The organism is Streptomyces nanhaiensis, from assembly GCF_046614825.1.
Lineage (GTDB): Bacteria > Actinomycetota > Actinomycetes > Streptomycetales > Streptomycetaceae > Streptomyces > Streptomyces radiopugnans.
Map to the genome: position 1 here is coordinate 108013 of NZ_JBKJFM010000005.1, position 12479 is coordinate 120491.

The 12479-nt window shown below is 75.2% G+C and carries 14 protein-coding genes; 5 read left to right on the forward strand and 9 right to left on the reverse strand.

Going from position 1 to position 12479, the window contains the following annotated elements; translation table 11 throughout:
- Positions 1-5: 5 nt before the first annotated feature.
- Entirely contained in the window at positions 6-281 is a 276-nt protein-coding gene (locus ACLIYP_RS03250; RefSeq protein WP_412711633.1) for a hypothetical protein, read from the forward strand.
- A gap of 60 nt (positions 282-341) precedes the next feature.
- Here ACLIYP_RS03250 and ACLIYP_RS03255 read toward each other — a convergent pair whose 3' ends face one another.
- Positions 342-488 (reverse strand): hypothetical protein, encoded by a 147-nt coding sequence (locus tag ACLIYP_RS03255; protein ID WP_412711618.1) that lies wholly within the window; start codon positions 486-488, stop codon positions 342-344.
- A gap of 276 nt (positions 489-764) precedes the next feature.
- On the opposite strand from ACLIYP_RS03255, the gene ACLIYP_RS03260 reads away from it, so the two are divergent.
- Positions 765-1931 (forward strand): MFS transporter, encoded by a 1167-nt coding sequence (locus ACLIYP_RS03260; RefSeq protein ID WP_412711619.1) that lies wholly within the window; start codon positions 765-767, stop codon positions 1929-1931.
- A 104-nt stretch (positions 1932-2035) separates the two neighbouring features.
- On the opposite strand, the gene ACLIYP_RS03265 is transcribed toward ACLIYP_RS03260, so the two are convergent.
- Together ACLIYP_RS03265 and ACLIYP_RS03270 are read right to left on the reverse strand one after the other, a co-directional pair.
- A complete protein-coding gene (locus tag ACLIYP_RS03265) occupies positions 2036-2263 on the reverse strand; it encodes a DUF397 domain-containing protein (protein ID WP_412711620.1) in 228 nt (75 codons plus the stop codon).
- A complete protein-coding gene (locus ACLIYP_RS03270; RefSeq protein WP_412711621.1) occupies positions 2260-2832 on the reverse strand; it encodes a phospholipase D-like domain-containing protein in 573 nt (190 codons plus the stop codon). The genes ACLIYP_RS03265 and ACLIYP_RS03270 overlap by 4 nt, the downstream gene beginning before the upstream one ends.
- 308 nt (positions 2833-3140) lie before the next feature.
- On the opposite strand from ACLIYP_RS03270, the gene ACLIYP_RS03275 reads away from it, so the two are divergent.
- Genes ACLIYP_RS03275 through ACLIYP_RS03285 form a run of 3 tightly spaced genes read left to right on the forward strand, consistent with a single transcriptional unit; the run spans position 3141 to position 4179 of the window.
- A complete protein-coding gene (locus tag ACLIYP_RS03275) occupies positions 3141-3569 on the forward strand; it encodes an ATP-binding protein (protein ID WP_412711622.1) in 429 nt (142 codons plus the stop codon).
- The gene (locus ACLIYP_RS03280; RefSeq protein ID WP_412711623.1) at positions 3566-3937 is read left to right on the forward strand and encodes a hypothetical protein; all 372 of its coding nucleotides are present in this window, start codon (positions 3566-3568) and stop codon (positions 3935-3937) included. Before ACLIYP_RS03275 ends, ACLIYP_RS03280 begins: the two co-directional genes overlap by 4 nt.
- Complete coding sequence (locus tag ACLIYP_RS03285; protein ID WP_459076339.1) at positions 3937-4179, forward strand: DUF7848 domain-containing protein; 243 nt, start codon at positions 3937-3939, stop codon at positions 4177-4179. Before ACLIYP_RS03280 ends, ACLIYP_RS03285 begins: the two co-directional genes overlap by 1 nt.
- Position 4180: 1 nt before the next feature.
- Here the strand turns inward: ACLIYP_RS03285 and ACLIYP_RS03290 are convergent, their stop codons facing one another.
- From ACLIYP_RS03290 to ACLIYP_RS03315, 6 genes are all read right to left on the reverse strand, one after another.
- Positions 4181-4441: a type II toxin-antitoxin system prevent-host-death family antitoxin gene (locus tag ACLIYP_RS03290; RefSeq protein WP_412711625.1), complete on the reverse strand. Its 261-nt coding sequence runs from the start codon at positions 4439-4441 to the stop codon at positions 4181-4183.
- 30 nt (positions 4442-4471) lie between these two features.
- Complete coding sequence (locus ACLIYP_RS03295; protein ID WP_412711626.1) at positions 4472-5854, reverse strand: glutamine synthetase family protein; 1383 nt, start codon at positions 5852-5854, stop codon at positions 4472-4474.
- Positions 5851-7737, reverse strand: a complete 1887-nt coding sequence (locus tag ACLIYP_RS03300) for an IucA/IucC family protein (protein ID WP_412711627.1) — start codon at positions 7735-7737, stop codon at positions 5851-5853. The genes ACLIYP_RS03295 and ACLIYP_RS03300 overlap by 4 nt, the downstream gene beginning before the upstream one ends.
- Positions 7734-9161, reverse strand: a complete 1428-nt coding sequence (locus tag ACLIYP_RS03305) for a lysine N(6)-hydroxylase/L-ornithine N(5)-oxygenase family protein (protein ID WP_412711628.1) — start codon at positions 9159-9161, stop codon at positions 7734-7736. Before ACLIYP_RS03305 ends, ACLIYP_RS03300 begins: the two co-directional genes overlap by 4 nt.
- On the reverse strand, positions 9158-11017 hold the full coding sequence (locus ACLIYP_RS03310; protein ID WP_412711629.1) for an IucA/IucC family protein: 1860 nt from the start codon (positions 11015-11017) through the stop codon (positions 9158-9160). Before ACLIYP_RS03310 ends, ACLIYP_RS03305 begins: the two co-directional genes overlap by 4 nt.
- Positions 11014-12479 (reverse strand): pyridoxal phosphate-dependent decarboxylase family protein (locus ACLIYP_RS03315; protein ID WP_412711630.1); only part of this gene is annotated, 1466 nt, incomplete at its 5' end. The genes ACLIYP_RS03310 and ACLIYP_RS03315, both read right to left, overlap by 4 nt.

Consider the following 12479-nt stretch of genomic DNA (forward strand, 5'->3'; position numbering starts at 1 on the left):
CCGGCGTGCGCACCCTGCGGATCGCCGCCGCCGCCGAGGCCGCCACCCTGGCCGTGCTGCTGGCCAACCTGCTCACCGTCCACGCGCGGCCGGTCACCTCGCTCGCCGGCCCGCTGCACGGCACCGCGTACCTGGTCGTCATCGCCGCCGCATGGCAGGTCACGACCACCGCGGACGCGGGCGCACGGTGGTACACCCTCGTCCCCGGCGTCGGCGGACTGCTCGCCCTGCGCCGCGTCCGCAAGACCCCCGCCCCGGCGTCCGGCACCCAGAAGGGATGACATGACGGACGTATACGAGGAACTGACGCTGCCGCGAACCGAGTTGGCGCCGGAGGCCCTTCACCGCGCGAAGGGACCGAGCATCCGGCGATCCTCAACCACAGCCTCCGGCCCTACCTCCACGGGCGCGCCTTTGGCGAGCGGCGCGGCCTGCCGCCCGGCCGCGGCCACGACGGCGAACTCCTCTTCCTGGGCTGCGTCCTGCACGACGCGGGGCTCATCCCGGAGGGCGACGGCGACCAGTCCTTCGCCCTCGACGGCGCCGACCTGGCCGCCCGCTTCCTCGCACCGGCACGACGACCTGCGGTAACGGCAGGAACAGGGGTCCGCCGGGCCGGTTCCGCCCCCTCGGGGCCGGTGAGTCGTCGATGTAATCTCAAACCGGGACGAACCGTACGGTCGGATCTCCTCCGGTCCCTTCCGACGCCGCGTCGGGCAGCGGCTCCGGTGCACGCCGCAGGGCAACAGGAGAAGGGGGCAGCCTTGACGCTCTCCACGGGCAACCGGATCGGCCTGGCCGGAGCGGCGGTGGTGGGGGTCGCCTTCGGCATGGCCCGGTACGCCTACGGCCTGACGCTGCCCGACATCCGGCAGGCCCTGGAACTCTCCGAGCTGGTACTCGGACTCGTCGCCAGCGCCACGTTCGCCGGCTATCTGGCCGGCCTGGTGCTCGCGGGGCCGCTCGCCGCCCGCCGCGGCTCGCGGGCGCCGACGACCGTGGGCGGGGTCTGCGGCGCGGCGGGCGCGGTGACCGTGACCTTCGCGCAGCACCCCTGGCTGCTCGCCGTCGGCGCCGTCCTGGCCGGCAGCGCCGGCGGCTGGGTCTGGGCGCCCTACTCCGACATCGTGACGCGTACGGTGTCCCCGCGGCAGCGGCCGAGAGCGCTGGCGATCATCACGACCGGGACCAGCGGCGGACTGGTGGTGCTGGGCGGCCTGGCGGCCCTGGCCGCACTGGGGTCATGGCGCCTGGTCTGGGGCTGCATCGCCCTCGCCGCCGCGGCCGCCGCCGTGGTGAACCTCCGCCTGACGCCGCGGACCGGGCCGGTCCCCCGGCCGGACGGACGGCAGGGGGCCTCCTCGCTCGCGAGGGCGCTGCGGGTCCCGGCCGCCTACTCCGCCGTCTACTTCGCGGTCATCATCATCTACTTCACCTACGCCGCCGACGTCGTCTCCCGCGACCTTCCGGCGGCGGCCGTCCCGGCGCTCTACGCGGCCATCGGCGTCACCGGCATGGTGGGCGTGGCGACCGGGGCCGTCGCGCGGCGACTGGGCAGCCCCAGGGTCGCGGCGCTGTGCCTGGTGACGGTGGCCGCCGCGCTGGCCCTCCTGGGGCTGGCCGGTGACTCCCCGGCCGCGACGGCGGTCTCGGCGTGCGTCTTCGGCGCGGGGTACATGACCGGGTCGGCGGTGCTGGCGGTCTGGACCGCCGAGCTGGTGCCCGACCGCGCGAGCGCGGCGTTCACCGGCTGCCTGGTCGTGGGGGCCGTCAGCTCGGTCGCGGCGCCGGCCCTCGCCGGTGCGGTGATCCCCGGCCTGGGGCTGGGGACGCTGCTCGCCCTCACCGCGGCGGTGTCACTGCTCGGCGGGCTGGTGCTGATGCTGCACGGGGCGTCGGGTGGAGGCGCCGCTGCGGAAACCGGACGGTGACACGGACGACCGGCGCAGGGCGTAGGGCCCCGGCCCCACACGTGGCGGGGGAACAGCGGGGTGGGCTTATCCGCCTCGGGAGCCTCGCGGCGTCCGTCCACCCGTCAGGAGTCCGCGATCGCGCCCCGCGCCACCGCCGAGAGGAACGCCGCCCAGGCGGGGCGGGAGACGCGGGCCGGGGGAACGCTCAGGTTCTTGGAGTCGCGTACGGCGATGCCGGCGGCGCCGGATATCTCCGCCACCTCCACGCAGTTGCCGCTCTGTGTGTTGGAGTAACTGGACTTCCGCCACTGCTCGATCGGCAGGTCATGTCGAACGCTGTCCGCAGTCATCCGTTGATCAGATCCCCTTCCTTCCACAGTGCCTCGACATGCGAGGCGAAACGGTCGAACATGCCGTCGTCCTGCAGTCTCCGCAGATGGAGCATGGGCGAGTCGTGGCCGACCAGGTTGGACAGGTGGGGAGTGACGAGCATCTGGTCGTCGAAGCGGAACACCGACAGGCTGATGTGCCCCTCGTGACGGCTGTAGCGGGCCTCGATGTTCTCGGTGTCCCCGAGCCGTTCCAGGTGCTCCAGTGTGATGCGGATGCGGGTGGAGACGGTCAGTGCGGTCTGCTCCACCGTCTCGCGGCGCCGGGTCGTCTCGGAGTCGGGCTCGCCCAGCAGGAACCGCACCGCGACACCGGCGCGGGCCTTCTTCCTGAGCACGGTGGCGAGGTTCGGATGGTCGAGCCAGAGGAAGTAGTTGGTGTACCCGGCGAATGTCAGCTCCTCGCGGGCGTCCGTGATCAGCGAGCGCCAGACGGACGACGGGCAGGCCGAGCGGTACGGGTAGACCGAGACGACCTCGCGGTCGGGGCCGGTCTTCATGACGGCCTTCACGGCGTTGGGCCACAGCACGCTTTCCTCAACTCCCAGTCGGTCGGCGACAACTGCGCGGGTACCGGGGCGGGGTACCCGTCCTTCATACAACCACCGATCGACTGTTCGGCCTTCGACTCCACAGGCGCGCGCCAATTGGTAGGAAGTCATACCGGACTCCGAGACAGCACGCCGCAAGGCCTCGTTCAAGATTCTTCACCTGCCATAACCGACATACTCCGACGTCGGAGGAGTATGTCGGTTGTGGCAGGTAAGTGACGGTGGATATGCCGGAGTTGGCCGATAACCATCGGTGCCGGAACGATTACCGATGGTTGGAGCCCCCTATGGCTGTCGTGGAGCGGAACATTGCGGACAACCACATCCATGCCTGGGAGATAACCGTCGAGGCGCGGGAGATCGAGGTGTGGCGGCGTGAGGTCGCGGCGGCGGTGCGCGCGATGGGCGGGGACCGGGCGGCGGTGGAGACGGCGCGGCTGGGGGTCTCGGAGCTGCTGTCGAACGTGTGGCGGCACGTGGCCGACCGGCGGTGCCGGCTGGAGGTGAGGCAGGGGCGGGGCACGGCCCTGGTCCGGCTGTACGACCGCTCCCGCCGGGCGCCCGCCGTCCAGGTGCCGGACTGGGACGCCGAACGCGGGCGGGGGCTGTGGCTGCTGCGGGAGACGGCCGACGCCATCGGTTACACCTGCGTGCCCGGCGGCAAGTGGGTGTGGTTCACCGTGCTGCTCGACCCGGCCGCGGGGGAGGGCGGATGAGCGGCCGGTGGCCCGCCGCGTACCGGGCCGAGGCCGTCGCCTACCTGCACACACCCCGGCCGCGCATGTTCCACCTCGGGGACTGCTTCTCGGCGCACGCCGGGGAGGTCCAGTGGTGGGCGGGGGAGCGCGCGGTGCGGATCGCGGCGAGCCTGGGCCCCGACGATCCCGGGGCCGCCGCCCGGTTACTGGCCTGGGGGCACGAGGCGGCGGCCGACCGCACCCACCGGCTGCTGCGCGCCGGGCGGGCGGTGGTCTACAGCCACGCGGGAGCCGAGTGCCTGTGGGAGATATCCCTGCGGCCCGTGCCGCAGGACCCCGCACCGGGACGAGGGCAGGGGCCGGGGCCGGGAGGCGGCGTCCCGTGATGTTCCGCCGCCTGCGTGCCGAGCCGGACACGGCGGGCTGGACCGGCGAACCGGACACCGCGCCCGACGCGCCCCCGGCCACGTACCGCATGAGCTGCGACGAGTGCGGCGCCGCGTCGCACACCGGCGTCGAGTTCGGCACCGCCTTGGACTGGCAGCTCCACCACGCCGCCCGCCACCCCGCCCACCGCGCCTACACCCAGACCGTCACCCGCCCCTGGCGGGCCCGGCCCCGGTCATGAGCTACCGGTTGACGTGTTCGGCGCGGAGGGCGCGGCGCGCCTCGTCGTGGGGGATCGGCACCCCGGTGCGGCCGAGGGAGCGGTCACGCTCCAGGCGGGTGATGGCGAGAGCGTCCTCCAGGTCTTCGAGTTCTGAGAGGGGGACGAGCACGGCCACGGGGACGCCGTGGCCGGTCAGGGTGATGCGCTCGTGCCGGGCGGCCCGGCGGGCGAGGGCGCCGAGCTTGCCTCGCGCCTCGGCGAGGGAGTACGCGGCGGTCATGCCTCCAGTGTGCGGACGCACGGGCCGGCTTCACAGCCGTTCGAAGCCGCGGACGCGCTCCCAGTCGGTGACCGCGCGTTCGAAGGCGGACAGTTCGGCGCGGGCGGCCCGCGCGTAGTGGGCGACGGTCTCCTTGCCGAAGAGTCCGGCCGCGATGCCACTGCCCTCCCAGCGGTGCAGGGCCTCGGTGAGGGTGGTGGGCAGGCGGGGGACGGACGGGTCGGCCAGGGCGTTGGCGGTGTGCTCCGGCGGCAGGGGCAGGCGGTTGTCGATGCCGTACAGCCCGGCGGCGACGGCGGCGGCGACGGCCAGGTACGGGTTGGCGTCGCCGCCGGGGACGCGGTGCTCGATGCGCAGGGACGGCCCCGAGCCCACCACCCGTATCGGGCAGGTGCGGTTGTCGCGGCCCCAGGCGATGCCCGTCGGGGCGAACGCGCCGGGCTGGAGGCGCTTGTAGGAGTTGACGTTGGGGGCCATCAGCAGGGCCAGGTCGGGCAGGCAGGCGAGCTGCCCGGCGACGAAGTGCCGCATCAGCTCCGACATGCCGTCGCCGGCGGACGGGTCGGCCAGGACGGGCGTGCCGTCGGCGCCGCGCAGGGAGAGGTGGACGTGGCAGGAGTTGCCCTCGCCCTCGTCGAACTTCGGCATGAAGGTGAGCGAGGCGCCCTCGGCGGCGGCGATCCGCTTGGCGCCGTCCTTGAACAGGACGTGGTTGTCGCAGGTGGCCATCGCCTCGTCGTAGCGGAAGACGATCTCGTACTGGCCCGGGTGGCACTCCCCGCGGGCGGTCTCCATCCGCAGCCCGGCGCGCGTCATCGCGCGGCGGATGCGGCGGGCGACCGGCTCGACCTCCTCCAGGCCCTGGAGGGAGTAGTCGGTGTTGTAGCGGGCGGCGGGGCGCAGACCGGTGTAGCGGCGCTCCCAGGCCTCGCGGTAGGAGGCGGTGAAGACGAGGAACTCCAGCTCGGTGCCGGCGTACGCGGTCAGGCCGCGGGCGGCCAGCCGGTCGAGCTGGGTGCGCAGGACGTGGCGGGGGGCGACGGCGACCGGCTCGTGCTCGTGCTCTCGACCGGGGCCGCCGCCGGGCCACACCGCGTCGGCCAGGACGAGGGCGGTGCCCTCGTCCCAGGGCAGGACGGTGCGCAGGGTGGCCGGGTCGGGACGCAGGACGAAGTCGCCGAAGCCGCTGTCCCAGGCGTCGATGGCGTAGCCGGGGCCGGTGTCCATCTCCACGTCGGTGGCGAGCAGGTAGACGCAGGCGCCGAAGCCGCCGCGTGCGGCCTCCTCCAGGAAGTAGGGCACGGACAGGCGGCTGCCCATCAGCCGTCCCTGGAGGTCGGGTACGGCGACGACCACCTCCTCCACGCGTCCCGCCCCGGCCTCGGCGCGCAGCCGCTCGTACGGGTCTGTCACCGGGTCTCCTCGGTGGAAGCGGCGGGTGCGGCTGCCGCGGACGGTGCGGTGAGGGGCGCTGCGCCGGCCAGGGGGTTGGGGACGGTGCCGTGGACGACGTCGAAGCCCTCGTCGCGTTCGGCGCGGTCGTGGAAGCCGCCGCCCAGCAACTGCTCGCGGTTGAGGGCGACCCGGTCGAAGGACGGCGCGAGCAGGTCGAACTCCTCGAACCGGTCCGCGAGTTCGGGGAAGCGGTCGTGGTAGCGGCCGACCTCGGCGCGCACCAGGGACCAGAAGTCCGCCTCGGGGACGCCCAGGTGCTCCTCCACCAGGGGCGCGAGGAAGCGGAAGTGGCCCGCGAAGACGGCGCTCAGCAGCGAGTGCGCCAGTTCGTGCGCCGGCCAGCGCAGCAGTACGGCGTCGGCGCGCTCCGGCAGCCCGGCGTACTCGGGGCGGCGGCCGGGGAGCAGGTTGACGTCCTCGGCGAAGTCCTTGAGCGCGATGCCGACGGGCACCTCGCGGGCGTCGTGGAGGACCACGGTGTTCTCGCCGTGCGGGCAGAAGGCGATGCCGTGGCGGTACAGGCAGTGCAGCAGCCCCGGCAGCAGGGCGGCGAGGAAACGGGCCAGCCAGGCGCGCGGGGGCAGGCCGGAACGTTCCACCAGTTCGGCGACCAGCGCCTTCCCGTCCGAGCCGGTCTTGAGCAGGGCGGCCATCGTGCGGGCCCTCTCGCCGTCGCGCAGCAGGGCGGTCACCGGCTCGCGCCACACCGCGCCCAGCAGCTCGTGGTAGCGGTAGGGGGCGTCGGCCACCGACTCGTACAGCGGGTGGCGCACGGCGACGGAGGCCACCTCGCCAAGGGGGTGGAAGCGCAGCTCGTCGCGGAGGTAGGGGTCGGCGTCGCGTACGGCGTGCAGCCAGGCGCTGATGTCGGGCGCGGCCCGCGTCGGTTCGGTGGACAGCCCGCGCCACACCAGGGTGTTGCGGATGAGCAGCGGCACCTTGACGTTGCGGCGGCCGGGGTGGTCGAGGTTGGCGAGGGTGCGGATCGACTGGAGGGGCCGGTAGCGGTCCGGGCCCTCGCCGAGGGGGACGATCCGGCCGTCGGCGAGGTAGGGGGCGAAGAGGGTGGCAACGGCCTCGTCCCAGTGGAAGGGGTGGACCGGCAGCCAGACGAAGTCGCCCGGGGCGTGAGGGCCCTGGGCGCAGGCGTCGGCGAGGGCGGTGGCGAAACGTTCGCGCACGGCCGCGTCCAGCTCCTCGGACAGCAGCGCCTGGGCGTCCAGGCCCGGTATGCCAGCGTACGAGGCCAGGGTGGTGTGGACGGCCGCCCAGCGCAGCCGCACCTCGCCGGCCGCCTCGGGGGCGTAGGCGGCGGCGTCGGAGGCGGAGAAGCCCAGGCGACCCTTGTTGAGCAGCATGCAGGGGTGGCCGTCCTGGTGGGACTCCAGCTCCAGGTGGTCCAGGTCGGCCAGGGCGGCGGCGGGCAGGTCGCGGGCGATGACCTCGGCCTCGGCGCGGCGGGTGGCGGTCAGCTCGCGCAGCGCCTCGGCGGTGGTGGGGCCGTCCCAGCCCAGCACCGGGCGGGCGTCGAGCAGCAGCCGCTCGGGGCCGTCCTCCTCCCCCTCCTCTTCTCCCGTGACGCCGCCGGGCGCGGGGTGGCGGCGCAGGGTGCCGGGGACCAGGCGCCAGGAGCCGAAGGAGCCGCGGGCGGCGCGGAACGTCCAGGACACCCCGCCGCCCAGGTCCAGCCGGTACGCGTCCGGTACGCCGGCAGCGGTTCCGGGGCCGGGTTCGGGTTCGGGTTCGGGGACGAGCAGTTCCTCGTAGGCGAACTCCTCGACGGCCTTGACCAGCAGTCTGCGCCCGGCCTCCCGCCAGGCGTCGCGGGGGGCGGCGCTCATCGGGCCGCCTCCCCGGCGCGCGCCCCGGGCTCCCGGGCTCCGGACTCCCCGGCCCCGGCCTCCGGCTCGGGTGCGCCGAAGGTCGTCCAGGCCGCCCGGTCGGGCACGGGCAGTACGGTGCGCCCGGCGGCGGAGTTGAGGATCACCGCCGCCCGCCACGCGCCGAGGGTGAGGTCGGGCGCGCCCACGCCGTGGGTGTGCATCTCGGCGTTCTGCACGTACAGCGTGCCGGTGACGCTCGCGTCGAGCGCGACGCGGTAGTCGCCGCCGACGCGGTAGCGGCCGCGCGCGTCCCAGTCGACGAGCTTCTCCAGCGGGTCCAGGCAGGCCGGCCGTACGGCCGCGTAGCCGGTGGCCGCGACGACCGCCGAGGTGCGCACCTCGAACTCCGTGCCCTGCCCGGTGTGGCGGCAGCCCAGTACATAGCCGCGGCCCCCGGAGTCCTCCACCGGGCGCACGGCGGTGATCTCCACGCCCGGATGGAGGCCGGCGCGCGGGCGGCCGCCGCCGATGGTCCGCTCGTACAGCTCGTCGTGGATCTCGCCGAGAGTGTGCTCGCCGACGCCCTTGTAGAGCTGCCACTGCTCGCGCACCAGCCGGTCGCGGACGGCCTCGGGCAGGGTGCGGAAGTAGCGCACGTAGTCCGGGGTGAAGTGCTCCAGGCCGATCTTGGAGTACTCCATGGGCGCGAACGCCGGGGTGCGCGCCAGCCAGCGCACGTACGGGCCGCCGCGCCCCTCGCCGTCCTGCCGCCGCAGCAGGTCGAGGACGACCTCCGCGCCGGACTGCCCCGCCCCGACCACCGTCACGTCGTCGGCCGCGGCGAGGGCGGCGCGGTGGGTGCGGTAGTCGGCGCTGTGCAGTACGCGCCCGGCGTGCGCGGGCGTGAGCAGGGGGCGCAGCGGCTCGGGCACGACCGGGGTGGTGCCGACGCCGAGGACGACCCGCCGGGCCAGTACGCGCTCCTCCCGGCCCCCGCCCGGACCGCCCGGCGCGCGGTGGGTGACGGCGAACGCCTCGGCCGAGGCGTCCCACTCCACCGCCGTCACCTCCGCGCCGAAGCGGCACGAGGGCAGGCGCTCGGCGACCCAGCGGCAGTAGTGGTCGTACTCGCGGCGCGGGATGTGGAAGCGCTCGGAGAAGAAGAACGGGAACAGCCGCCCGTGCTCGCGCAGGTAGTTCAGGTAGGACCAGCGGCTGGTGGGGTCGGCCATCGTCACCAGGTCGGCCATGAAGGGCACTTGGAGGACGGTGCCCTCCAGCAGCAGGCCGGGGTGCCAGGAGAAGGCGGGCCGGCGGTCCAGGAAGAGGGTGTCCAGCCCCGGCACGCCGTCGCAGAGCGCGGCCAGGGAGAGGTTGAACGGGCCGATGCCGACGCCGACGAGGTCGTACGCGCCGTGCGGCGGGGTGGAGTGGTCGGTCACCGCTGTGCCTCCGCGAGGGGGTTGGGAAGGTCGATGTAGACGGACTGGGTGTGGACGTCGCCGACCAGCTCGTCGAGCCCGTCCACGCAGGTCAGGAAGTTGGCCTTGCAGCGCAGCGACGGTGCGTCCAGCAGCGGGTCGAGCAGGCCCTTGGCGCCGGGCTCGGCGGCGCGCAGCCGCTCCAGCGCGTCGCGCAGCACGCGCAGCAGGCGCTCCTCGCGGGCCAGGCCGAACGAGCCGAACGCGCCCACCAGGCCCAGCAGGTTGCTGACCCCGAGGTAGTAGGCGACGCGCTCGTCGACGAAGGAGTCCTCGAAGACCAGCTCCACCCCCTCGTACAGGCCCGGCAGCAGCCGCTCCAGCGCGGCGGCGCGGGAGGCGGCGACGTAGTAGCCCTGGCTGTCGCGGTACCGGCCCGCCACCGGCAGCCCGTCGGAGCCCAGCGACACCAGGGTGTTCTGGTGGTGCGGCTCCAGGGCGATCCCGTGGTGGGCCTGGAGGCGGATCAGGGGGACGGCCAGCACGTCGAGGTAGCGCAGCAGCCAGCGCTCGGACGCCTCGGCGGCGGAGATCCCGTGGGCGCGGGCGGCCCGCTCCACGGCCTCGCACAGCGCGGCGCGGTACGGCGGCGGGGAGCCGTCGCCGGGACCGGTGCGCTCGGCCAGCAGACCTGCCACGCACAGCGCCTCGCCGGTCCCGCCGCGGAAGGGGTTGTCGCGTATCGCCGTCTCCAGCCCCGTCTCCGGTCCCGCTTCCGGGGCGCCCTCGCCGCGGCCCACCGACACCCAGGCGAAGTCGCGCAGGATGCCGAACTCCGGGTGCTCGGCGCGCAGCCACCCGCCCGGCCCGGGGCGGTCCGGTGACCCGGCGGCCAGCAGCCGCGCGGCCCGCACCCCCAGCCGCAGCTCGCCGCGGAGGTTGTTGCGGCGGGAGTTGGTGATCCGCATGCCGAGCGACAGCTTCAGCATCGCCTCCGCGTCCGGCCGGTGCACCGTCCGCAGCGAGGAGGTGGGGTACCAGGCGGGACCGGCCGGACCCAGCGGGCGCAGCAGCCCGGCCTCCAGCAGCGCGGCGGTCTCCGGACGGCGTACGGCCTCGCGCGCCTGCCAGGGGTGGGCGGGCACCGGCACCATGCCGCCGGGAACCTCCACGCCCGCGGCCAGGGACCGCAGCAGCTCGGCGACGGGACGGCCGTCCGCGCTCTCCCCGACCACCGCGTCCGGGTGCGCGGCGAACCAGTGCAGCGGGAAGGAGCCGCGCAACTCCGGCGAGTACGTCTCCAGTTCGGCGTCCGACGCCTCCCCGCGGCTCTTGGGCGCGGGGTGGAGGGGGTGACCCAGCAGCAGCGCCTGCTCGGCGTCCAGGAAGGGGGTCGGGCCCGCCGTGCCCGGGGCCTCCGCGCGGCGCCGGGCCAGGTGGACGGCGGTGCGGCGGGCCGAGTCCAGCACCCGGGCCACCGCGTCGTCGCCGTCCAGGAGGGAGCCGCCGCGCCGCAGCGCGTGCTCCCGGACCAGTCCCGCCGCCGCCAGCGAGATGCCCGCCGGGAGGCTGCCGCCCCGCTCGGAGGTGACGACGCGCACCTCGCCGAAGCGGTGCCAGCCGGTCGCGGACCGGTAGCGCACCGGGACGCGCAGCGTCATCCTGCTCAGCGGCAGCACCAGGTGCAGCGACTGCCCGGCGGCCGGCACCTCGGTGCCGGTCTCGCGGACGTACGCGCGCAGCAGCCGCTCGGCCGCGGCGGTGCCGGCGGCGCGCTGCGGGTCGGGGTGGTCGAGCGGGTCGGTGCCGCCGTACGGGCCGTCGTACGGGCGGCCGCCGTGCACCGGCGGGTCTCCGTCCCGGGGGGTGGGGTTCACAGGGGCTCCTCCTCGGCTCGGCTCCCGGCCCGCTCACCGGCCCGTTCCCCGGTTCCTTCCCCGGCCCGCCCCTCGGCGAGATCCGCCTCGGCCCGCTCCTCGGCGAGGCCCGCCTCGGCGACCGCCCGCAGCAGCCGCTCGACGTCGGCGGGCGTCGCGTGCGGGTTGAGCAGGGTGAGCTTCAGCCGCACCCGGCCCGGTCCCCCGCCCGGCAGCTCGGTGCGGCCGACGACCGCGCGGCCCTCGCGCAGCAGCCTGCGCCGCAGGGCGGCGTTGATCCGGTCGGTCCGCTCGGGATCGCTCTGCCCGCGCGGCAGGTAGCGGAAGAGGAACGCCGTCAGCACCGGGTCGGCGTGCAGCTCCAGCCGGGGGTGGGCGCGCACCGCCGCCGCCCCGGCCAGCGCGAGGTCGTGGCAGGCGTCCACCAGCCGGCCCAGGCCCTCGCGGCCCAGCGTGCGCAGGGTGACGGCGATGGAGAAGCCGTCCGCGCGGCGGGTGGTGCGCAGCGACAGGCCGAGCAGGCTGGGGTAGCCGGCCTCCTCGTCGTCGCGCGGGTTGAGGTAGACCGCGCGGCGGGCGAGCGAGGCGTACGTCTCCGCGCGCCGGACGAGGAACACGCCCGCCGCGACCGGCTGCCAGCCCAGCTTGTGCCAGTCCAGCGAGACGGAGTCGGCCAGTTCGACGCCGTCCAGCAGCGGGGCCAGGCGGTCCGACAGCAGCGCGCCGCCGCCGTAGGCCGCGTCCACGTGGAACCAGGCGCCGTACTCGGCGGCCAGGCGCGCGCACTCGGGCAGCGGATCGACCGTGCCGGTGTCGGTGGTCCCGGCGGTGGCGACGACGGCGACGGGCAGCTCGCCGGCGTCCGCGCACCGCCTCAGGGCGCCGGCCAGCGCGCCGGGGTCCATGCGCTGGGCGTGGTCGACGCCGACGGGCACCACCGCGTCCTCGCCCAGGCCCAGCAGGGCGGCGGCGCGCTGTACGGAGAAGTGCGCGGCGGCGGAGGTGAACACGCGGGGGCGCGGGCCGGTGCGCGGCACGCCCTCCAGCTCGACCTGCCGCCCCGACGCGCGCCCCAGCACCCGGTCGCGGGCCAGCATCAGGCCCATCAGGTTGGACTCGGTGCCGCCGGAGGTCAGCACCCCGGCGGCCTCCTCGCCGTAGCCCACCAGCTCCGCCAGTTCCGCCAGCAGCAGCGTCTCCAGGGTGGTGGCGGCCGGCGCCTGGTCCCAGGAGTCCTGCGAGGGGTTGAGGGCGGAGACGGCCAGGTCGGCCGCGACCGCGACGGCCAGCGGCGGGCAGTGCAGATGGGCCGCGCACAGCGGGTCGGCCGGATCGGCGCTGCCGTACGCCAGCAGCGAGGTCAGCCGGGGCAGGGCCTCCGTGCCGCGGGCCGCCGCGTACTCACCGGCGACGCGCGCGGCCAGCTCGCCGGGTTCGAGCGCCGGTACGGGGCCGCCGCGCC